Raw genomic sequence first — 19237 nt, 5'->3', positions numbered from 1 at the left:
CCGAGCCTCTGCGGAGCCGGTTTCAGACCTGCACCCCCGGGATGTCTCCCCGGGGGTGCACAGTCTTGGAGCGGATGGGTGATTGGTGGGGAGGTTCTGGCTCAGTTCGCGAAGACGTCCTGCAGCTTGTCCTCGTCGGTCCACAGCGCGACGGAGTCCCCGCCGTTGTTGAGCACGGACCCCGTGCCGCCGTTGTAGTACGCGGCCTCAGTGTTCGTCCCGGGGCCGGTGTAGACGCGCAGCTGCGCGCCCGGGGCCAGCTGGTACCCCTCGCCCACCACCAGAAGGTTGTTGGCGGCGTCGCGCAGCAGCCAGCCGCTGACGTCCACGGTGCGGGTGCCGGTGTTGGTGAGCACCACGTGCTCACCGGTCTCGGGCTGGAGGTCGTTGCCCGGGACGTCGTTGACGGAGTCGGTGATCTCCACACCCTGGTCGGTGGGGTAGGGCTTCTGCCCGTCGAGGTAGCGGTCGGTCTGGATGGGGAAGTCCCCGGTGATCATGTCCACGCCGAGGTCGATGACGTGCTGGACGGCCTCGGGGGAGTTCACGGTGTAGACCCCCAGGTCCAGGCCGGCGGCGTCGACGCGGGCGACTCCACGGGCGTCCAGGGTCCGGTAGTTGGTGCCTACGGAGTCCACGAACCCGGCCCACCGCTCCAGCGTCGCAGTGTCGGGGACGGTGCCGGTGAGCTGCTGCAGGGGCACCTCGGGGGCGAGTTCGGAGAAGGTCCGGTTGGAGGTCTCATCGAATCCGATCACGGTGACCTTGCCCGCGGCGAGCAGCTTCGCCCAGTCCTTGTCCTGGTCCAGGGCGTCGGCGACGACCTGCTCGATGCCCGGGGAGTTGGTGGGGGACTTGATCTCGATGTAGACACCGGTGTTGACGGTGGCGACCTTCGCGGCGTCGTCGAGGTGCGGGATCTTCTCGCCGGCGAACTTCTCATCGAAGTAGGAGCCGGCGTCGAGCTGCTGGAGCTCGGCCCAGGTGAAGGACGTGATCGGGTCGTTCTCGCGGCCCGGGAAGACCTCGGCGACGTTCGTGGTGCGCGCCGGGGTGTTGTCGTGGAACAGGAAGGGCACCCCGTCGGCGCTGAGCTGGACATCGATCTCGAGGTAGTCGACCCCGGCGGCGCAGGCGTCCTTGAACGCGGACACGGTGTTCTCCGGGGCGGTGCCGGCAGCACCGCGGTGGCCGATCACCAGGGGGCGGTCCTCCGCGGCGACGGAGGCGGCCGGGGGCGCCTTGTCGGTGGAGGCAGTGGGGGCGGCCACGGCCGGGGTTGACACGCCGATCAGGGCTGCGGCCGACAGGGCGCCGGCAGCAGCGGCGTGGAGCGGACGGAACGCGGAGCGAGAGGTGCTCATGGGGGGCTTCTTTCCGATCGACTGTGGGGGCGCAGCCAGTCAACGCGGGCGGGGAAACACCAGGATCAACACGAGGTGAAGCGCAAACGAGGTCCTAGCGACTCCGAATTAACCCGCGGGCCGCGGGAGGGGGGGAAGGGCACTGGCTCCGGCGCCCTCGCTGGCATTGTGCTGCGGGGTGCCTGGTACGGTTCGCGTGTGTTCGGCATCAATGGCGGCGAAATGATCGTCCTGGTATTGCTGGCCCTGTTCCTCATCGGGCCGGAGCGGCTGCCGGAGTACGCGCAGAAGCTCAAGGAGCTCGTCAAGGCCGCCAAGCGTTACGCGACCGGTGCCACTGATGGCCTCAAGGAGACCCTGGGGCCCGAGTTCGCCGACGTCGATTGGCGCAAGCTGGATCCGCGCCAGTACGACCCGCGCACCATCGTGCGCCAGGCGTTGCTTGAGGACGACGACGCACCGGCGTCGTCTTCTGTCTCGATCCCTGACCGTCGCGACGAACTCGTGAGCGCACGCCTGGCCCCGGGCGAAAGGGCGCCCTTCGACGGCGAATCCACCTAGCAGCTGCTGCGATGCCTCGCGGTCGGATACGCGCACCTGTCCGCACCATGAGCAGGACAGCCATACTGCTTCGACCCCTTCGGGAGGGGTGATGAGTCCAGGGTTGCGTCCGGATCTCCTGTGATTCGGTCGCCTCCACCCCCGGCGGGAGGCCCTGCATTGGGGGGTTCCGCTGCGATCGCTCCCGTGCCGCCGGCCATCGGCGCCTTCCGGCTCAGACGGGCCACAACCATACTCTCGGGTGGGCAGGGGGAGTGCGGAGGAGCGCCCGCCCCTGCACGGACTGGACCAGGGCCCGTCCGCGACCGTCGTCGACACCGCACCGGCCGTCGCCGAAGCCGGCCGGTCAGGTGCCCGCCGCTCCCGGACCACGCATTGGCGAGCCCCATCATCTTCCTGGTGACCGCTCCGCAGCGCGGTCGCAGGCCTTTGGATGAACGTGTCGGCCACGCTGGACGGCAGCGACTGGGGGTGCCGCGTCCCTCAGGTTCGGGGGCGTCAGGCAGATGCGGAGTGGGAAACACCGGAGCTATCGTGCGCGGGACGGTCGTGACCGTCGGGGTGGGAGCCTGTGATCTGATGCTCTTTCTTGGTCTCCTCCTTGTGGCCGTGCTGGCTGTCCTCCTTCATCTCTTTGATCTCGGTCTTGAAGATGCGCATCGACTGGCCGAGGCTGCGAGCCATCCCCGGCAGTTTCGGCGCGCCGAACAGCAGCACGATCACCAGCAGGACGATCAGCAGCATCATGGGGTTGTCGAACAGTCGGGCCATGGGGGAGTTCCTTTCGTTCAGCCAGTGCGGCTCGGCGCACCGTAGTGGGAGGACGTCACCGCTGGCAGGTCGTGGGCGCGGAAGCCTCGGATTATCGAGTTGGTGAAGTCGTGCCACCCCCAGGGCAGGGCCTGGCCGGGCCGTTGCCAGGAGTGCGCGGGGCCTTCCGCCGCGGTCCCCACCCACCGAGGTGGGCGGGGACCGCGGTCGGCCTCAACGCTGGTTACTGGGCCGCCGTGGTGGAGGCGTTGGAGGGGCGGGTCCAGGGGCCGGTGATGGCCAGGGTGAAGCCGGGGGACTGGATGTTGGCGAACAGCCACTTGCCGTCCTTGGAGAAGGCGGGACCGCAGAATTCGGAGTCGTTGTACTCGTTGCGCGCCATGGGGTAGGACTTGCCCTGATCGGTCACACCCACCAGGTGGGAGACCCCGGAGCCGTCCTCGGCCAGGATCAGCCCGCCCTGGGGGGCCACGGTGATGTTGTCGGGGCCGTCGAAGTGCCCCTCCTGGGCGGGGTCGGGGTTGACTCCGAAGATGGTGCTCAGCGTGATGGTCTCCGTGGCGGGGTCGTAGAGCCAGACCTGGCCGTCGTGCTCGTGGACGGACCCGTCGGAGGTGCGGGCGAAGCTGGAGACGAACCAGGCCCCGCCGTCGGCCCACCACTGGCCCTCGAGCTTGCGGGCCCGGGTGATCTCATCGTCGGTGAACTGCTTGCGCACCGAGGTGGTGCGCGCGTCGCGGTCGGGGACGTCGACCCACTGGACCTTGTAGCGGGTGCCCACCCGGGTGGCCTCGGAGAGGTCGCGGATGTGGGTGTTGCCCTGGAAGCACTTCATGGCCTGCAGCCGCCCGGCGGTGTCCCCGCCGGGGGCCTGGGCGAGGGTGAGCAGGGCGTCCTTGCCGGGGATGAATCCGGCCGGCGGGCTCCAGCGCAGGTACAGGCCGTTGGGGTTGCCCGCGTCCTCGGTGAGGTAGATCTGGGTGGTGTCCGGGTCGATGGCCACGGCCTCGTGGGAGTAGCGGCCCAGGAACTTCAGCGGGACCGCGGACTTGCCGAGGTTGGCCTCACGGCTGGTGGGGTCGACCTCGAAGACGTAGCCGTGATCCTTGGTGTTGGTGCCCGTGCCGGCGCGGGCCTCGGTCTCCTCACACGTCAGCCAGGTGCCCCAGGGAGAGATCCCGCCGGCGCAGTTGTTGTTGGTGCCGGCCACTGAGGTGTACTGGCTGATCCGGTTGCCCGCGGCGTCCACCACGATCGTGGAGGTCCCGCCAATCGCTCCGGGGTCGTAGGTGAGGCCCTCCACGACCGGCACCGGGTGGGGCTCCTTGCCGCTGTTCTCGTGGTTGCAGATCAGCACGGACCCGCCATCGGGACCCTCGAAAACGCCCATACCATCGGGGTCGGAGGGGTGGGTGCCCTCGGCCGTGGGCGTCTGCCCGGAGCGGGCCAGAAGCTTGTAGGAAAAGCCCTCGGGCAGGGCAAGGATGCCCTTGGGGTCGGACACCAGGGAACCGTAGCCCACGGCGTTGCGGGTGGCGGCGTTGGCCGGGCGGGCGAAGGGGGCGAGACTGCCGGCACCCGCGAAGGCGAAGCCCAGGGCGGCAGCACCGGCACCGGCACCCAGGAAACCGCGGCGGGAAACAGGAGTGGACATGAAGGCGCACCTCAAAACTTAGTGGATCGTCGGGGGACACCCCCTACCGTTCTCCGGACGGGTGAACAAAAACTAACGACAGGTCAACACGGAACTAATGGCACCGACCCGAACAACCGGCCGGGACGGGTATAGAACCGCACGGCACCCAGTCCAAGGTGGACAAGCATCGCAGCCGAGAGATCGTCCCCGGGGGCTTTGTTGAGTATTTGGCGTGCGGTCACGTATTCGCGGGGCGCCAGTTACCGGGAACCAGCACGGTGGGACGGACTGCTCCCTGCGACGAAGGATCACAGCCCCATGACGACGATCGCCCACACCCTGGCCACCGGCACCACGGTCCTCACCCTGCTGGCGGCCCCGCAGGCGGCCACCGCCGCTCCCGCTGCCGAGATGGTGGAGCTGGGTACCCCGTTGGCCCAGGCGCACGCCCACAACGACTACGAGCACGATCGGCCGCTGCTGGATGCCCTCGAGCACGGCTTCACCTCCGTGGAGGCCGACGTGTGGCTGGTCGAGGGGGAACTGCGGGTCGCCCACGACGCCTGGGAGCTGGCCGATGCCCCGACCCTGGAAGAGGCCTACCTGGACCCGCTGGCGGAACTGGTCTCACCCAACGGCAAGCAGCTCTACCCCGGCCACGACGGGGACTTCCAGCTGCTGATCGACATTAAGAGCGAAGGCCCCGCCACCTGGGCGGCGATCGAGGAGGAACTGGCCGAGCACAAGAAGTTCATCACCGGCTACCACCAGGGCAAGATCAAGGACCGAGCCGTGGAAGCGGTGATCAGCGGCAACCGGCCTTTGGCGGACATGCAGGCCGCGAAGACCCGGTACTCCTTCTACGACGGGCGCTCCACCGACCTGGCCACCGGGCCGTCCCCGGAGTTCATGCCGCTGGTGAGCGAGAACTGGACCAAGCTGTTCACCTGGCAGGGCGTGGGGGAAATGCCGGCCGCCGAGCGAGAGGCCCTGCACGACTACGTCGAGCAGGCCCATGCCGCCGGGTACCGGGTGCGGTTCTGGGCCACCAACGACTTCGCCGGGCAAGCCCGGGAGAACCTGTGGAGCGAACTGCAAGCGGCAGGGGTCGACCACATCAACACCGACGACCTTCCCGGCCTCCAGGAGTTCCTCACCCGCTGAGGGCATTCGAGCACGACGTCCCCGACCAGGTGCTGCCGCTGCGTGTGGCGAGCCTCTCGCGTGCGTGACAACGGGCCCGCACGGTGGCACCGGGCGTTCACCTGCTGTTGGACGGAGGGTCACAGCGGTTCCCTACGGTGTCGGAGGCCAGCAGGAAACCCCCCAAGCCCTGTCTGACCAGCACGGATGCACCCCCGGGCAGCCGTGCCGAGTGCCCCAGGTGCGCAACCTCAGACCAGCTGGGGCACTCGAATTCCACCGTCGCGGTCGACCCCTCGTCCCGGAGGCGGATTGCCGGCCTGCGGGGAGAGGGGCCGGTCATGCGGGCCGCGGCTCCCAGCCGAGGAACTCGTCCCGGTTGTGGGCGGCGGTGACGGTGGCGATGTAGGAGGCGTAGGCCAGCCAGAGCAGCCGGGGACTCAGCGCCCAGGCGGCACGGCGGTCCAGGCCGGCGGTGGCCACGACGCTGGCGGCGGTGACCCCCAGGGAGGCCACCGTCACGGTCGCCCCGAGCACGGGGCTGCGCAGACCGAAGTACATCGCGGAGAAGGACGCGAACAACGCCCAGTCCACGCCCTCCAGCACCAGCACCGTGGTGCGTCTCGGGGTGCCGGGGGGCAGATTGGCGATGCGCAGGTTGCTCCACGGGGTGGTGGCGTTGTTGAACGCCCACACCGGGCGGAACAGCCAGTCGGGTGGGGTGTCGAGGTCGTTGTAGAAGGAGGGGTCACCGTTGAAGCCCGCCGGCAGGACACTTGCGGCGTTGGCGGTGAGCCCGACCGCGACGGCGTGCCACCAGCGGTAGCGGCGGGCCGGGGCCGGTGTAGCGGCCCGGAGGGTAGTGGTGGTGGTCATGGTGCGGGGTCCTTGCTCGTGTCCGGGGCGGGGTGCTCCTGCGCCGGGGGTTCGTGGGCGAAGTCGAGGAAGTGGCCGGTGGCTGCGCGCAGATAGCGTTCGATCACGGCCTGCTCCTCGGGGGAGAACGTCTCGACGAGTCCGTCGAGGCGTTCGAACAGGGGCTGCAGAGCCCCCAGGGTCGCCTCGAGGGCGGCGTCGGTGGGCGCAAGCACTTTCCGCCGCCGGTCGCTGGGGTGGGCACGGCGTTCCAGGTGCCCGGCCTGTTCCAGCCGGTCCACGAGTTCGGTGGCCGATCCGGTGGAGATGCCCAGCCGCCCGCTGAGCTCGGCCGCACCGAGGCGGTCCTCGCTGCTCATCACGTGATTCATGGCGGAGTAGTCCAGGGGCCGCAATCGGAGCCGGTGGGCCAGCTGTTGGTCCACCTCCGCGGCCGCGCGCAACAGGGCGCGCAACGCCCAGGAGGCCTTCGGGGCCTGGACCCGGTCCCGCTCGGACTCCTCGACCCGCGGCCGCTGCGCCTCCTCCGTCACGGAGTCAACGGTAAATCTGGATGGCTCGGAAAAGGAGATTCTCCGCTACGGAGTTATCAAGGAGTGATTTTCAGGACAGCAGGGCCGCCTAAGCGGCATTTGATGCCCCCGGAGACCGAGGCGCCGGGTGGACCGATCGGACCAGTCGCCCCGAGGGCTCAGGCGCGGTCGCGGGCGTCGAGCTCGCCGAGGACGTCCTGGAGCCGGTCGGTGGTGCAGGGGTGCGGCCCCTGCGGTTGGGTGAGATATTCCTGGTCGAGCTGGCGGCACATCCGGGAGTGCAACACCTGCAGCTCGGTCATGCTCAGCGCCCCCAGTTCAGCCGGGAACGCCTCGTCCGGACGCAGGTCAGAGCGCCCCGCCCGGTCGAAGCTCAGGGGTCGGCACGGGTCTGCTCTGTGTTGGGCGAGAAGAGAAAGTACGCTCATGATCATGTCCTTGCGCGGGGGCGGTGAGTCGCGACGTGTAGGGCTCTGTGCTGAGACGGTCAATCAGCCGCCATGGTTTCTCTTCCAGGCCCTGATCCGAAGAGGGAGCCGGAGTCGAAGATGACATTCTGCGCCCGCTCAGTAAGACCTCCTCTGGTGGTGGGGTCAGCGCAGGCGCAGGTCGTAGCGGATCACGTCCAGCATTTTGCGCTGGCCGGTGCCGGATTCGCGGATCCACAGCACCCCCAGTTCGGGCAGTTTCTCCTCCACGATCCCGAGGTGGTGCAGGACCCCGCTGGACCAGGCCTCCAGCCGGCTTCCGACGTGCGCGGTGGTGAGGTCGTCGATGAACGACACGGTGTCAGCCATGGTGTCCAACCCCTTTCAAGGTCGCGTTGAGCTCCCATCCTCGGCTACGACCATGACCACCCGGTGAGCACTGGGTGGATGGAGGGTGGACGCGCAACGGCGCCCGCACTGTCAGGCTCGGAGAGCGCCGGAGCGCGGCGGACCTCACGGTAGTCAGCGGTATCGGGGTGCTGACCTGCCTCCATAGTCTGGTGGCGGACGACGACGTCGAGCTCCACCTTCGGCATCGGAGTCCATCCGGGCTCTCGGTGCACCTGCTCCCAGGAGGTCCCCGCCATGACCGTTTCGCCTCTGCTCCTCGCCCCTGAGGGCTCCGACGCCGAGCGCCACCCGCATGAGCCGGCCATCGCCGCCCAGAGCACCACCCCGGGTGCGGCCCGGTTGTCGCGCTATCGGATGCACACCGACCGTCCGGGGCTGCGTCTTCGCGCGGGTGAGGTGATCCTCGGGGTTCCCTACGCCTTGGCCGAGGCCACCATGGTGATGCCGGTGCGCTGCGAGAGCGATGGGCACAATCCGGGTGCTCTGCTCTCTCCTGAGGAGCTGGAGGACCTCGGCCCCACCGACCAGCTGCTGGGGCCCTGCTCCTGGGGCAAGGTCGGGGTCCGCCCCTGACCGTCCATCAGAGCGCGGAGAGGAGGAGCATCCCGGCTCCGGCCGCCGCGAGCAGCCCCACCCCCACTCCCTGGGCGTGGGGAACGAACGGGGCCTTGGTCGGTTCGCGTTCCTGCTGGCGGCGGCGTTGGAGGACCTGCTCCACCTGGTCCAGCGCCCATGCCAGCTCGTCGCGCCCCGGGGCCCCGACCTGGTGGGCGGCCACGTGGGCGCAGATCTCCGTGTAGTGGCGTTGCAGGTCCACCTGCAGCCCGTCCAGGCACTGCAGCGCCCAGCGTTGCCGGCGGGCGGCCAGCCACCGTCGAACCCCTTGGGCTGCGAGCCATCCAGCCGCTATCACCAGGGCCCCCGCCCCTACGATCCCGATCAGCACAGACCCATTCTGCCCCAGATCCGCGGCCATGATCCGGGCGTGGGATCGGCGAAAGGCCGGGTCAACCGGGGGTGCGACCTGGCGGTCAGCCGCCGGGGGCAGGGGCTCAGAGGAAGCGGACCGTCACCATCAGGGCCATTGCGGCCGTGGTCAGCGCGACGGGCCCGAGGAAGCCCAGCAGGCTGGTGTGCGGGCTCCGGAGTCGCCGGCCGGTCGTGGTCAGCTGTCGGCGGCGTGCGGCCTGGGTCAGCGCCGGCCACAGGGCCGCTGCCAGGAGCAGGGCAGTGCTGAGCGTGAGAAGTTCCAGATCTAGAGCCATGCCCTCGATCTTAGAATCCGGCACTGGCATGCTCTGGCCGTTCCGGGGCCTGTACCGCGGCTGATGGGGTGCAGTTGCTCACACCGCACCGACGCCACAGAGATGTCGGCCTCCGGTCCCGGGCAGGCCCCGGCCCGGGGCTGGATGGCCTATAAGACCCTATTGAGTGGCTCAGCACCATCGACAACGACGATGGTGAACCTGTGCCGGTGCAGGCTTCCTCCCGCCGGAGCGGAGCCGTGGCCGCGCTATGGCGCCGGTGGGTGGGTGCGGATCTGTTCGTAGAGGGCTTGGACCCGGTCCTGGAGCTCGTCGATGACGGCAACCACCGCCGCCGGGTCGGCCTCGAGCATGTCCTCGACGTCCCAGTCCTGGTGAATGGCTCCGGCCGGGACCGGGATCCCGTGGAGGGTGCCGAAGGTGATGACCCAGTCCGCCCCGGCCACCACGTCGTCGGTGACCGGTTTCGGGTACAGGTCCTCGGTGTCGATGCCGCGCTCAGCCAGGGCCGTGCCGACGTGCGGTTCCAGTGCCGTTCCGGGCAGCAGACCCGCCGAGCGGACCATGAGCGAGTCCTGGGCATGGTGGGTCAGCAGGGCCGCGGCGATCTGGGCGCGGCCGGTGTCGCGCTCGCCGACGAAGAGCACCTGCGGCACCCCCGCATGCCGCGGGTCGGCTGCGGTGGTGGCCCGGGCGTGGGCCAGGGCCGCCAGCCGGTCGGCGGCGAAGTGCCCGGCCAACGGCGCAAGATGGGTGCGCACCCGCGCGGTGCGGGCCAGGGCCGCGTAGGACTCGAAGACCATCCGTTCCACCAGATCGGCGGAGAACACCTCGGCGTACCGGCCGGCCAGGTGCTCGGCGGTGCGTGCCAGCACATGGGTGTCCAGGGGCTGGGCTGACTCCGCGGGATCGGTGGGCTCGCTCATGCCCGCTCCGAAACGGGGTCGGCCGCGGTGCCGGCGGTGATCTCCAGCCACAGGGCCTGTACCCGGGTCTCGAGCTCGGCGAACCCGATGTCCCCGTGGGCACCCAGGGCTGGGACTGCCGGCCAGGACTGACAGTGCGTGCCTTCGCCCATCGGCCTGACCTCGTGGGTTCCGAGGACGATGACCCAGTCGGCGGCCGAGAGGATCGGGGCGGTGAGCGGTTTCGAGGTGGCGGTGTCCGGGGCGATCCCGTGCTCGGCCAGCAGACGCACCGCGTGCCGATCCAGGGTCGTGCCCGGGCTGATCCCGGCCGAGCGGGTCACCACCGCCGGTCCGGCGTGTTCGGCCAGCAGGGCCGCGGCCACGGCGGCCGGGCCGGTGTCGTGGTCGTCCACGAACAGCACCTGGCACACCGACCGGCCCCGGTCGTCCTCGCGGGTCAGGGTCCGCAACCGGTCGGCGGCACCATGCAGGGCCATCGGGGCCAGGTACGTCGGGATTCTCGCCTGCCGGGCCAGATCCGCATGGCACTCGGCCACGCAGCGCTCGATGAGCTCGGGGAAGAAGACCCCGGCGTAGCGATCGGTGAGGTGCTCGGCGGCCCGATGCAGCACCCGTGGGTCCTGCAGATCGGTCTCCTGCTCGGTCATGGTGTCCCCTTGTGCTGATCGCCCACCGGCTTCTCGTTCCGGGCCGAGCGGCAGCTCCAGTGCACGGAGCCGCTGGTGCGATGTGGTCGTGGTGTGCCGGCACCTTGTGGTGATCCGCCACAATCCGGTTCCCCGTGACAGCCTGTCCAGGACCACTGGGGGCGCAGGCGGGCTCCGCCCGATGGGCCCTGTCCTGGCACTGGCATCGTGCCGGCACGATCCCAGTGTGCGACGCGGCGATGACTTCCAGATGACCGGGAGATGGACAGAAGATGACGCAGATCACTCTCATGCCACCCTTGCCTGCCGACCCCGATGTTCCTTCCGGCCGCCCCTCGGGTTGCCTCCGGGCCGGCAGCGATCGACTGTCCGGGGCATGGTCGATCGGGTCGCCCCGGAACCGGGTCGGCGAGGGCGGGCTGATCGGTGATCCGCCGCCGCTCCTGGTGCAGCACAGCGCCCACCACGGCCCCGGGGACCGCGATCAGGACCATGACCGCCGGGGAGTCGGTGGCCACCGCCAGGACCGCCACGGCGGTTGGAGTCGTGAACACGAACAGTCGGACTCCGGTCCGCAGGCCCCGTAGATCGGTCTTCTGCTCGGTCATGGCATCCCCTAGTGTTGGCCGCCCACCAGCTTCTCGTTCCTCCCCTGCACGGCAACTTCACCGCGCGGAACTGCCGGGGCGACATGCTTGCGGTGTCCCCGCATCTTGCGGCAACGCGCCGCGTTGTGGATCCCCCTGTGACAGCGGTGCCAGAGCCGCGAAAGGCGCGCACAGGTTTCACCCGTGGACCCCTGCCCTGGCACTGGCTTCGTGCCGGCACAGCCCCAGTCTGCGACGCGTCGATGACCTCCCGGTGGCCACCGAATGGACAACAGGTGCGGTGTGTCACGCGCAAGCGCCCGGGGGTGCCCGTCCCTGCGGTCGCGTCCGCGCGCCACGATTGCGCTGCACGGTAGTTGCCAGCCGGTGCAGAACACCCATGATGGTCTGCCCACTCCCGGCGCCACTGCCAGGAGTCCGACGGGGTCGCAGAGGGCTGTCAGCTCGATTTGCCCTAGTCAGCGACGGATTCCCAGCCCTGATACAGAGTTTTGATAACTGGGACATATCGGTGGCTGATTCAGTGGAGTTCGTCCTGGGCCCGCCGGTCCGGATCGGTGGGCAGGGGGCCCACCGGCACATCATCGGGGGAGCCCACGCCTGTCATGACCGAATCCGACGGTAGTCCAGTTTCCGCTTCCCCGGCACCAGCTGCGGGAACCACCACCTGAAGGGCGGGGCGAGCACGGCCAACGTGTGCCGGCGGATCCTGCATGAAGCGCTGCAAATCGCGGTGCACGAGCGTGCCATCCCGTCCAACCCGGTGGACCGTGAGGGGCGGAAGTTCAAGCCGGTGAAGCGCAAGTCGCGGCGCACGGTGACGGCCGCGGAGCTGATACGGCTGCGCGCAGTGCTGCTCGCGTGGGAGCGCGGCGGACGCTCAGGCAACCGACAAATGCCACTGGTGGACGGCATGGACCTGCTGGCCGGCACAGGCTTGCCGGTTGGTGAGCTTTGCGCTCTGAATTGGGAAAACCTCGACTTGAACAGCGTCACTATGGCGGTGTCGGCGACCATGGCTTCAGCCGGAACTTCCTACCGGCAGGAGGGCGGCAAGGGGTCCGGGTCGGCGCGAGACCTCGAGCTGCCAACGGTGACGGTGACGCTGCTCAAACGCCGGCACCTGGCGGCCGGCCGGCCGAGCTCGGGGCCGGTGCTGGCGAGCCGCGCCGGCACGCACATCCAGGTGGGCAACTTCGAGCGTTCCTGGCGGGCGGCGCGGGCGGGCACCGAGTTCGAGGACGTCACCCCACACACCATCCGGCGCACGGTGTCCGACTCAGTGAAGGCCGCGACCGGCTCCGACGAGCAGGCTCAGCACCAGCTGGGACACACGTCGGCGGCGACTACCCGCCGGTTCTATCTGACCCGCGGAACCTCTGCCGGCAACGGCGCGGCACTCGACGGATTCCTGTCCTCCGTGTACCGCCCAGAGGAGTCGGAGGCCGGTGGCGCAAGGGGAGCCGGAGCGTGAGCGCGTTCACCATCTATCCTCCATTTTCGACGAGATTCTCCATCTATCCTCCGTTTTCACCGCGTCGGGCTGCACCTAATAGCATCGAGTTGCCCGCCCAGAAGAGCGGTTCTAGGTGCTCGCCACAGGTGCGCGAGTTGATGAACCATATCCCGCTCAGTGTCAGTTCGAGTCTGACTGGGGGCACTCGGGATCCGCCTCCTGGCGCGGACGTCGGAGACCTGGTGCTCCGGCGTCCGCGCCGCGCACGTGGGCTCGGTGCGACGATCCGGACATGCAGGGCCCGCCAACAGGTGGAGCACAGGAAGCGGTGGCAGAGTCAGCACCGATGAGCACACGAGCACCCCACCGCCGGCGACCGACGACGTCGACGACCACGCGCGCGATCACCCGGATGGGCCTGGCCGCACTCACGGGCGTCCTTTTCGCCGCGGCGATCTTCTTCGGCGAGATCGAGTTCGTCACAGCGGCACTGCTCGCCGGGGTGTCCGGCATCGCGGTGGACCTGCGGCAGACCACGAGCCTGGCGCGGGCGAGGGTCGAGCTCTAGCCGAGCGCCACCCCGGGCTCGTGCCGACGGACGGGCCCGGGCCGGTCAGCCCTCCACGGCGATGCCCAGCTGAGCGGCCATCGCCGGTGCCAGCTGCTGCAGCTGGAAGTCGTTGATCGTCGCCCCGCGCAGATGCGCCAGCCCGGTGATCTCCGGCAGGTCCACCGCGCGCAGGTCGACGTCCTCGAGCGTCGCGCCGGAGACGTCGAGGGTGCCGACCTCGGTGTCGTCGAAGGAGAGCCGTTGCACCGCCGCGCCGGTGAGGTCCAGTTCGTCGTCGACGCAGCCGGTGAACCGGACGTCGCGCACCGTCGCCCCGCGCAGGCTCACGTATCCGATCCTGGCGTTGCGGACGTGGACGGAGTCCCAGGTGCCTTCGATGCACTGGAGCACTCCGAGCCGGGAGTCCTCGACCACGACGCCGCGCAGGGCCGCGGAGGCGGCCGAGACGGTGGGAATGTCCAGGTGGTGCAGATGCGAGTCGGTGACGCGGGCGCGGGTCAGCTCCAGCTCGTGGGCGTTGAGGGCGGCGAGCGAGCAGTCGCTGAAGCCGACGTCGGTCAGGTCCGTCCCGGTGAGGTCGTCGCCGCTGAAGGACAGCGCCTCGTACGTGCCGTGGGCGCGGAGCACAGACGGGTCGCCGGGCGTCAGGTCGGGCAGCTGGAGGGTGCGCAGCTTCGGGGGAGCGGGGTCTCGCGTCGGGGCATGCTCTCCACCGTAGCCGCGTCCCGGAGCGGCGCCCGGACGCGCGCGGCCGACGAGCAGGAGCAGCTAGGACCGGCTCAGCGCGGAAGGTGGCGCTGCAGCCACAGCGTGCACCACAGCTTCAGTCGCAGCTCGTCCCACCCGGCGACGTCCACGACCAGGGCGGCGGGCCCGTACCGGTGGACCGACGCGACGCCGTCGCGGTCGCACAGCTCGGCGATCAGGTGCTCCACCACGCCCGGGTGCTGAGCGGGGATGTCCTCGCGCAGTCCGACGTCGAAGCAGTCGAGCTCGGCGACCACCGTCACCAGCGGCTCCTCGACGGCCGCGGCCTCGGGGCCCTCACCGTGCAGGGCATCGATGTTGCGGCGGACGTGGGCGAGCATCTCGGTCCCGCTCATCGGGTCCCGTCCGAGGGCGGACTGGTAGACGCTGTAGAGCGGGATGCCGGGGAGGAAGATCTGGTGGTGGTCCGAGGCCAGCACCGGGTAGTTGAGCAGCGGGTGGTCGGCGATCACGTGCTCGCCGACCTCCCAGCCCGCCTCGGGTGCTGCGGCGCTGATGATCTGCCCGAGGTAGGAGGCGAAACCGTCGACGAGCACGATCGTCGCGGTCGGCGGGTGCGGGTCCACGAGCCGACCGTGCCGGGCCCAGGACGGCCAGGAGGAACGGGACCGGTCCTCGGTGAGCGAGTGCGGGTCCATGCCGAGCTGACCGGCCCGGGCGTTGATCCACGCCCACAACGGGGACACGGAGTAGACCGACGAGTCGAGCATCTTGTCGGGGTCACGGCCGTGGCCGGCCATGGCCGTGCGCAGACGTTCCAGTGCCGCGCCGCGTTCGTCCAGGTAGACGTCGAGCGCGTCGGCGGCCTGGCGTGCGTCCATCAACTCGTAGGGTGTCTCGGGCATGGGCGCGACTCTACTGCGGGTGCGTGCATCAGGCAGAGGCGGTAGTGCGTTTTCCGGACAGAGGCCGTGGGCTCCTCGGTGCGTCGAGGCCCGGCGCCGGACGCGGCGCGGCCCCGCTCCGGGGATCGGAGCGGGGCCGCGACGGGACCGGTGCCGGATCAGCGGTAGTCGATCCGGATGGATCCTCCCGGACGCCAGGTGATGGAACCGCCCCGGAAGTACTGCACCACGGACCGGTCGGCGCGGGTGACCTCACCCGTCCTGGGGAAGCCCAGGCGGCTCGTCGTGCCGCCGAGCGCCACGTAGGCGTTGCCGATCGAGCCCTTGGTCTCCTGGGCGTAGGTGGTGGGGCTCCAGTAGATCCGGCCCTTCTGGAACACCTGGTAGACCCCGCCCGTGCTGGTGGACGCCTCGTCGGTCGTGGGGTAGCCCAGGGCACCGGCTGTGCCGCCGGAACGGTGGTGCTGGGCGCCGATCGAGCCCTTGAGGGCGTGGGCCCCGCCGGCGGCGCTCCAGACGATCCGGCCCTTCTGGAAGGACTGGGAGGTGCCGCCCCGGCCGTCGGGGACGGCCCCGGCGGTGGGGTAGCCCAGCGACCCCCGCTCGCTGCCGGCCCGCGAGTAGGCCGCGCTGGTGGCGCCGGTGATCCCGTGGGCCCCGTGGGCGGAGCTCCAGAGGACCCGGCCGTTCTGGAAGGTCTGGTAGAACCCGCCGATGCCGTTGCTCTGCCGATCCGCGGTGGGGTAGCCCAGGGCGCCCTTCTCGCTTCCCGCCGCGGCGAAGGCCGTCTCGATGTCCCCGGTGAGGGCGTGGGCCCCGGTCCGGGAGGACCAGAGGATCCGGCCGTTCTGGAACAGCTGGTAGGCCCCTCCGATGCCGTTGGACAGCTCGTCTGAGCGCGGGAAGCGCAGGACGCCGGCAGCGGTGCTGTTGCGCTTGTAGGCGGTCTCGACACCGCCCCGCACCCAGTAGGCACCGGTGGCCGAGGACCAGTAGATCGTGCCCTTGGCGAAGGTCTGGCGGACCCCGCCGGCGACGGCCTGCTCGTGCGAGGTCGGGGCCCCTGTCTGGCTCTTGATCCGCTGGTACAGGGACCCGATCGCGCCCTTGGTGGTGTAGGTCGGGGTGGGCGCGGCCGGTGCGGCGGTGACGGCCGGCTTCGTGATCCAGAGCGCGTCGTGGGAGTTCAGCGTCTTGCCCCCGGGGAGGGTGTCCCAGGCGTCCCCGGAGTCGAGGATCAGCTGCTTGTACTGGTCGGAGCTCAGCGACGGGTTCTTCTGCTTGAGCAGCGCCAGGGTGCCCGCCACGTGCGGGGTGGCCATCGAGGTGCCGTAGTCGAAGCGGCTGTTGGGCGCGACCGGTCCCCGCGTGCCGGTGTTGCCGGCGGAGAGGATGTGGTGGCCCGGGGCGTAGATGTCCACGGCGCCGCCGTGGTTGGAGTAGCTGGCCCGCACCCGGTCGGAGCCGATGGCGCCGACCGTGATCACGTTGTAGCAGTTGCCCGGGGCGTACTCGATCGCCGGGCGGCCGCTGTTGCCCGCGGCCACGGCCACGGGGATGTTCCGGAACCAGGCGGTGTTGATGGCGTTCTGCAGCGTCGCCGGGCACGCCCCGCCCATGGACAGGGACATGTTGATCACGTCGGCGCGCTTGCGCGGGGCGGGGGCCCCGGCCACCGGGTCGCCGGCCAGCCAGCGCACGGCGTCGGCCATGTCGGAGACGTAGCCGAAGCCGCACGCGCCCAGGGCACGGGCGTTGAGGAGGGTGGCGTCCGGGGCGACGCCGACGGTGCCGTAGGTGTCCCGTTTGGCGGCCACGGTGCCGGCCACGTGCGAGCCGTGCCAGATGGAGTTGGTGGCCGCGGAGCCGGCGTAGCACTGGCCGGCCGTGGAGTAGGTGCCCGGGTCGCGCGGGTCCGCGTCCCGGCCGTTGCCGTCGTTGCCGAGGGCGGCGGTGGAGACGAAGTCGTAGCCGCCGATGGTCTGGGAGTCCAGGTCCGGGTGGTTGGCGAAGCCGGTGTCGACGACGCCGACCGTGACGCCCTTGCCGGTGGCGGTGTCCCACGCCTCGAAGGCGCGCAGGTTCGTCAGGGCCCACAGGGACGGGACGCCCGGGTCCGCGGCGGTCGCGGCGACGGAGCCCATGGCCTCCGGGTCCGCCTCGTCCGTGCCGGGGATCCGGGCGGTGGAGACGAGGCGGTCGGGCTCGGCGTAGGCCACGGCCGGGTCCTTGGTGAGCTCCTCGGCCAGCTTCTCGGCCCGGTCGGTCGAGACCTCGCCGGCCAGCTCGACGACGGCCGCGCCGTCGCCGGTGGTCCGGACCTCGGTGGTGTTCTCGGCCTCCGGGACGTCGGCCTCGGCGGCGGCGTCCTCGACGACCTGCTCCGACTCGGCGTCGCTGACGGGGGTGCGGTACTTGACGATCATCCGGTCGGTGATCTCGGGCGGGGCCTCGCCGCTGACCTGCTGGGGGGACAGGGACGTGGCGTTCTCGGCGGGGGAGGCCGTCGCGGGCGTGAGAGGAGCCAGCACGAGGGCCAGGGTGAGGGCGGACAGGGTGGGGGCGAGCATGGATCGTTGCATGGGCGAACTCCTGGGGCTGGGGGGATCCCGGAAAAGGTTCTCACATGCAAATCAATGCGAACAGATCTAATTGAAGATCACGGCTTCATCACGAAGTGTGACGCCCGCGGGGCCGGCCGGCGGTCACGGCGGGGCGCGTCAGGTGCTCCGCGCGAGCGCGGCGAGCCACTCGAGATGGCGCAGCATCGTGGGGACGCCCGCGGTCAGCAGGGCCACGGCGGTCGCGGACGCGGCGCGGCCCAGGTGGCTCCGGGCGGAGGCGCGGGCACCGGGGGACCGGCGGCGTGCGTCGGGGGCCAGGTCGAGCGCGGCCTGGACCAGGCTCCACAGGGCGGTGGCGCCCGACCCGGCGACGACGAGGCAGCCGTAGAGGAGCACGGTGCCGGGCAGCTGGACCACGGGAGCGCGGCGCGGCTCAGCCGGCGAGCACGGCGGCGGTCAGGCCCGCGGCGAGCACCCCGGCCACCGCCCACGTGAGGCGGTAGGCCCGGTGGTAGTGCTGCTCGCTGCGGAGCTCGAGCCAGGCGGCGGTGGCCGGGGCGTCATCCGGTGAGGTCCGCGCGCGCTCCAGCCGGCCGATCGCCCCGAGGTAGCGACACCAGTGCAGGACCGCCAGGGCCCCGACGGCGAGCAGCACCGGGATCGCGGCCAGCGGCACCCAGTGGGCGGCGGACTCGGGCATGACGGGCCTCCGGATCGGGTCTGCGGTCGTTCCCCCCAGCATGTGTGCACGAGCAAAAGGTTGTCTGTCCGCTCTCCTGGGGAGCCGCCGTCCGCGCCCGGCGGGTCGCGCGCACGCCCTCGGCTTAAGCACAGCAGTTCTCATGCTTTCGTCAGGCCGGCCTTGCTACGCTGGACGCACATCTCGCACATCAGTGCCACGGAAGGACCCCTCAATGGCCGGCGGTAACCCGCTTCTCCGCGATCTCTCGAAGCCGGGCGCAGGCAGCGCCCAGCCCCACGGGAACCAGTACGGACAGAGCTCGTACGGAACCCCCTACCAGCAGCAGCCCGGCTACGGACGGACCGGCTACCAGCAGCCCGGCCACCCGCAGGGCGGCTACCAGCAGGGCGCCCCGTACTCGGCCGATCGTCTGGACTCGATGTACAACGCCCCGGCCGCCGGGACGAACCAGACCAGCCGGATGACCTACGACGACGTCATCATGCGCACCGCCACGGTGCTCGGCGCCGTGGTCGTCGGCGCGCTCGCGGGCTGGATCATGCCGATCCTCACCATCCCCGGTGCCCTCGTCGGTCTCGTCCTCGGTCTGGTCAACGCCTTCAAGCGCGAGCCCTCGCCCGCGCTGATCCTCGCCTACGGCCTGTTCCAGGGGATGTTCCTCGGCGGCATCTCGGGGATGTTCGAGGCCATGTACCCGGGCATCGTGGTGCAGGCCGTCATCGGCACCATCGCCGTGTTCGTCTCGGTGCTCGTGCTCTTCCGGTCGGGCAAGGTCCGGGCCTCCCCGCGCGCCACCAAGATCTTCATGGTCGCGCTCATGGCGTACGCCCTCTTCGCGCTGGTCAACCTGGGCGCGGTGCTGCTGTTCGGCTTCAACATCCGCACGGACAGCCCGCTCGGCCCCTGGCTGGGCCTGCTCATCGGCGCCGTGGCCATCCTCCTGGCCGCCTACAGCTTCGTGCTGGACTTCGACAACATCAAGCGCGGGGTCGAGGTCGGCGTCCCGGAGAAGATGGCCTGGTCCGCGGCCTTCGGCCTGACGGTCACGCTGATCTGGACCTACGTCGAGATCCTGCGCATCCTGGCCATCATCCGGGAGATGACTTCGAACTAGGCCCTCCCTCCGGCTGCGCCACCCCCGACGGCCCGGCACCCGCT

At 70.3% G+C, this 19237-nt stretch carries 22 protein-coding genes; 6 read left to right on the top strand and 16 right to left on the bottom strand.

Translation table 11 applies throughout. The features are described 5' to 3' along the window. Nucleotides 1-101: 101 nt before the first annotated feature. Nucleotides 102-1364, bottom strand: coding sequence for a glycerophosphodiester phosphodiesterase family protein (locus tag ACFYE3_RS08825; protein WP_387608136.1), 1263 nt, complete (start codon nucleotides 1362-1364; stop codon nucleotides 102-104). 198 nt (nucleotides 1365-1562) lie between these two features. Between ACFYE3_RS08825 and ACFYE3_RS08820 the strand changes: the two genes are divergently transcribed. Continuing rightward, entirely contained in the window at nucleotides 1563-1925 is a 363-nt protein-coding gene (locus ACFYE3_RS08820; RefSeq protein ID WP_387608134.1) for a Sec-independent protein translocase TatB, read from the top strand. 498 nt (nucleotides 1926-2423) lie between these two features. Here ACFYE3_RS08820 and tatA read toward each other — a convergent pair whose 3' ends face one another. Together tatA and ACFYE3_RS08810 are read right to left on the bottom strand one after the other, a co-directional pair. Continuing rightward, complete coding sequence (tatA, locus tag ACFYE3_RS08815) at nucleotides 2424-2696, bottom strand: Sec-independent protein translocase subunit TatA (protein ID WP_387608132.1); 273 nt, start codon at nucleotides 2694-2696, stop codon at nucleotides 2424-2426. A gap of 223 nt (nucleotides 2697-2919) precedes the next feature. Next, nucleotides 2920-4350: an alkaline phosphatase PhoX gene (locus tag ACFYE3_RS08810; RefSeq protein WP_387608129.1), complete on the bottom strand. Its 1431-nt coding sequence runs from the start codon at nucleotides 4348-4350 to the stop codon at nucleotides 2920-2922. A 300-nt stretch (nucleotides 4351-4650) separates the two neighbouring features. Here ACFYE3_RS08810 and ACFYE3_RS08805 point away from each other — a divergent pair, with 300 nt between their 5' ends. Next, nucleotides 4651-5496, top strand: a complete 846-nt coding sequence (locus tag ACFYE3_RS08805; protein ID WP_387608126.1) for a phosphatidylinositol-specific phospholipase C/glycerophosphodiester phosphodiesterase family protein — start codon at nucleotides 4651-4653, stop codon at nucleotides 5494-5496. 318 nt (nucleotides 5497-5814) lie between these two features. On the opposite strand, the gene ACFYE3_RS08800 is transcribed toward ACFYE3_RS08805, so the two are convergent. From ACFYE3_RS08800 to ACFYE3_RS08785, 4 genes are all read right to left on the bottom strand, one after another. Then, nucleotides 5815-6351 carry a TspO/MBR family protein gene (locus ACFYE3_RS08800; protein WP_387608124.1) on the bottom strand — a complete coding sequence of 179 codons (537 nt, stop codon included), beginning with the start codon at nucleotides 6349-6351 and terminating at the stop codon, nucleotides 5815-5817. Then, entirely contained in the window at nucleotides 6348-6884 is a 537-nt protein-coding gene (locus ACFYE3_RS08795; protein ID WP_387608121.1) for a MarR family winged helix-turn-helix transcriptional regulator, read from the bottom strand. The genes ACFYE3_RS08800 and ACFYE3_RS08795 overlap by 4 nt, the downstream gene beginning before the upstream one ends. 158 nt (nucleotides 6885-7042) lie before the next feature. Continuing rightward, a complete protein-coding gene (locus ACFYE3_RS08790; RefSeq protein ID WP_387608119.1) occupies nucleotides 7043-7312 on the bottom strand; it encodes a hypothetical protein in 270 nt (89 codons plus the stop codon). A 165-nt stretch (nucleotides 7313-7477) separates the two neighbouring features. Then, nucleotides 7478-7681 carry a hypothetical protein gene (locus ACFYE3_RS08785; RefSeq protein ID WP_387608116.1) on the bottom strand — a complete coding sequence of 68 codons (204 nt, stop codon included), beginning with the start codon at nucleotides 7679-7681 and terminating at the stop codon, nucleotides 7478-7480. 276 nt (nucleotides 7682-7957) lie between these two features. Between ACFYE3_RS08785 and ACFYE3_RS08780 the strand changes: the two genes are divergently transcribed. Then, complete coding sequence (locus tag ACFYE3_RS08780; RefSeq protein WP_387608114.1) at nucleotides 7958-8296, top strand: hypothetical protein; 339 nt, start codon at nucleotides 7958-7960, stop codon at nucleotides 8294-8296. 7 nt (nucleotides 8297-8303) lie between these two features. On the opposite strand, the gene ACFYE3_RS08775 is transcribed toward ACFYE3_RS08780, so the two are convergent. The 4 genes from ACFYE3_RS08775 to ACFYE3_RS08760 all read right to left on the bottom strand — a co-directional run bounded on the left by ACFYE3_RS08775 (nucleotide 8304) and on the right by ACFYE3_RS08760 (nucleotide 10564). Beyond that, on the bottom strand, nucleotides 8304-8669 hold the full coding sequence (locus ACFYE3_RS08775) for a hypothetical protein (protein WP_368823598.1): 366 nt from the start codon (nucleotides 8667-8669) through the stop codon (nucleotides 8304-8306). 106 nt (nucleotides 8670-8775) lie between these two features. Next, nucleotides 8776-8988, bottom strand: a complete 213-nt coding sequence (locus ACFYE3_RS08770) for a hypothetical protein (protein WP_387608112.1) — start codon at nucleotides 8986-8988, stop codon at nucleotides 8776-8778. 248 nt (nucleotides 8989-9236) lie between these two features. Beyond that, nucleotides 9237-9914: an arsenate-mycothiol transferase ArsC gene (locus tag ACFYE3_RS08765; RefSeq protein WP_387608111.1), complete on the bottom strand. Its 678-nt coding sequence runs from the start codon at nucleotides 9912-9914 to the stop codon at nucleotides 9237-9239. After that, nucleotides 9911-10564 carry an arsenate-mycothiol transferase ArsC gene (locus ACFYE3_RS08760; RefSeq protein WP_387608109.1) on the bottom strand — a complete coding sequence of 218 codons (654 nt, stop codon included), beginning with the start codon at nucleotides 10562-10564 and terminating at the stop codon, nucleotides 9911-9913. The genes ACFYE3_RS08765 and ACFYE3_RS08760 overlap by 4 nt, the downstream gene beginning before the upstream one ends. Before the next feature lie 1302 nt (nucleotides 10565-11866). Here ACFYE3_RS08760 and ACFYE3_RS08755 point away from each other — a divergent pair. Together ACFYE3_RS08755 and ACFYE3_RS08750 are read left to right on the top strand one after the other, a co-directional pair. Further along, the gene (locus ACFYE3_RS08755; protein WP_387608106.1) at nucleotides 11867-12646 is read left to right on the top strand and encodes a site-specific integrase; all 780 of its coding nucleotides are present in this window, start codon (nucleotides 11867-11869) and stop codon (nucleotides 12644-12646) included. 328 nt (nucleotides 12647-12974) lie between these two features. Continuing rightward, nucleotides 12975-13196: a hypothetical protein gene (locus ACFYE3_RS08750; RefSeq protein ID WP_387608104.1), complete on the top strand. Its 222-nt coding sequence runs from the start codon at nucleotides 12975-12977 to the stop codon at nucleotides 13194-13196. A gap of 45 nt (nucleotides 13197-13241) precedes the next feature. Here ACFYE3_RS08750 and ACFYE3_RS08745 read toward each other — a convergent pair whose 3' ends face one another. The 5 genes from ACFYE3_RS08745 to ACFYE3_RS08725 form a co-directional block, all read right to left on the bottom strand. Beyond that, entirely contained in the window at nucleotides 13242-13826 is a 585-nt protein-coding gene (locus ACFYE3_RS08745) for a pentapeptide repeat-containing protein (RefSeq protein WP_387608103.1), read from the bottom strand. A gap of 152 nt (nucleotides 13827-13978) precedes the next feature. Further along, on the bottom strand, nucleotides 13979-14812 hold the full coding sequence (locus tag ACFYE3_RS08740; protein ID WP_387608101.1) for a hypothetical protein: 834 nt from the start codon (nucleotides 14810-14812) through the stop codon (nucleotides 13979-13981). Between the two features lie 158 nt (nucleotides 14813-14970). Further along, nucleotides 14971-17394 carry a S8 family serine peptidase gene (locus ACFYE3_RS08735; RefSeq protein WP_387608099.1) on the bottom strand — a complete coding sequence of 808 codons (2424 nt, stop codon included), beginning with the start codon at nucleotides 17392-17394 and terminating at the stop codon, nucleotides 14971-14973. 138 nt (nucleotides 17395-17532) lie between these two features. Continuing rightward, nucleotides 17533-17793, bottom strand: coding sequence for a hypothetical protein (locus tag ACFYE3_RS08730; RefSeq protein ID WP_387608098.1), 261 nt, complete (start codon nucleotides 17791-17793; stop codon nucleotides 17533-17535). A 16-nt stretch (nucleotides 17794-17809) separates the two neighbouring features. Further along, on the bottom strand, nucleotides 17810-18076 hold the full coding sequence (locus ACFYE3_RS08725; RefSeq protein ID WP_387608096.1) for a hypothetical protein: 267 nt from the start codon (nucleotides 18074-18076) through the stop codon (nucleotides 17810-17812). Between the two features lie 214 nt (nucleotides 18077-18290). Between ACFYE3_RS08725 and ACFYE3_RS08720 the strand changes: the two genes are divergently transcribed. Then, complete coding sequence (locus tag ACFYE3_RS08720) at nucleotides 18291-19193, top strand: Bax inhibitor-1/YccA family protein (protein ID WP_387608094.1); 903 nt, start codon at nucleotides 18291-18293, stop codon at nucleotides 19191-19193. Nucleotides 19194-19237 lie beyond the last annotated feature (44 nt).

This window comes from Kocuria arenosa, from assembly GCF_042879215.1.
In the GTDB taxonomy this organism is placed as follows: Bacteria; Actinomycetota; Actinomycetes; order Actinomycetales; family Micrococcaceae; genus Kocuria; species Kocuria arenosa.
Note: the sequence above shows the minus strand (reverse complement) of the source record. Positions and strands in the feature narration are given on the sequence as shown.

Excerpts from the sequence above, each read along its gene's own strand:
- ACFYE3_RS08740 (WP_387608101.1), bottom strand. The coding sequence starts at position 14,812 with ATGCCCGAGACACCCTACGAGTTGATGGACGCACGCCAGGCCGCCGAC.
- ACFYE3_RS08750 (WP_387608104.1), top strand. The coding sequence starts at position 12,975 with ATGAGCACACGAGCACCCCACCGCCGGCGACCGACGACGTCGACGACC.
- ACFYE3_RS08800 (WP_387608124.1), bottom strand. The coding sequence starts at position 6,351 with ATGACCACCACCACTACCCTCCGGGCCGCTACACCGGCCCCGGCCCGC.
- ACFYE3_RS08785 (WP_387608116.1), bottom strand. The coding sequence starts at position 7,681 with ATGGCTGACACCGTGTCGTTCATCGACGACCTCACCACCGCGCACGTC.
- ACFYE3_RS08780 (WP_387608114.1), top strand. The coding sequence starts at position 7,958 with ATGACCGTTTCGCCTCTGCTCCTCGCCCCTGAGGGCTCCGACGCCGAG.
- ACFYE3_RS08790 (WP_387608119.1), bottom strand. The coding sequence starts at position 7,312 with ATGAGCGTACTTTCTCTTCTCGCCCAACACAGAGCAGACCCGTGCCGA.
- ACFYE3_RS08770 (WP_387608112.1), bottom strand. The coding sequence starts at position 8,988 with ATGGCTCTAGATCTGGAACTTCTCACGCTCAGCACTGCCCTGCTCCTG.
- ACFYE3_RS08735 (WP_387608099.1), bottom strand. The coding sequence starts at position 17,394 with ATGCAACGATCCATGCTCGCCCCCACCCTGTCCGCCCTCACCCTGGCC.
- ACFYE3_RS08765 (WP_387608111.1), bottom strand. The coding sequence starts at position 9,914 with ATGAGCGAGCCCACCGATCCCGCGGAGTCAGCCCAGCCCCTGGACACC.
- ACFYE3_RS08720 (WP_387608094.1), top strand. The coding sequence starts at position 18,291 with ATGGCCGGCGGTAACCCGCTTCTCCGCGATCTCTCGAAGCCGGGCGCA.
- ACFYE3_RS08810 (WP_387608129.1), bottom strand. The coding sequence starts at position 4,350 with ATGTCCACTCCTGTTTCCCGCCGCGGTTTCCTGGGTGCCGGTGCCGGT.
- ACFYE3_RS08825 (WP_387608136.1), bottom strand. The coding sequence starts at position 1,364 with ATGAGCACCTCTCGCTCCGCGTTCCGTCCGCTCCACGCCGCTGCTGCC.
- tatA (WP_387608132.1), bottom strand. The coding sequence starts at position 2,696 with ATGGCCCGACTGTTCGACAACCCCATGATGCTGCTGATCGTCCTGCTG.
- ACFYE3_RS08725 (WP_387608096.1), bottom strand. The coding sequence starts at position 18,076 with ATGCCCGAGTCCGCCGCCCACTGGGTGCCGCTGGCCGCGATCCCGGTG.
- ACFYE3_RS08760 (WP_387608109.1), bottom strand. The coding sequence starts at position 10,564 with ATGACCGAGCAGGAGACCGATCTGCAGGACCCACGGGTGCTGCATCGG.
- ACFYE3_RS08805 (WP_387608126.1), top strand. The coding sequence starts at position 4,651 with ATGACGACGATCGCCCACACCCTGGCCACCGGCACCACGGTCCTCACC.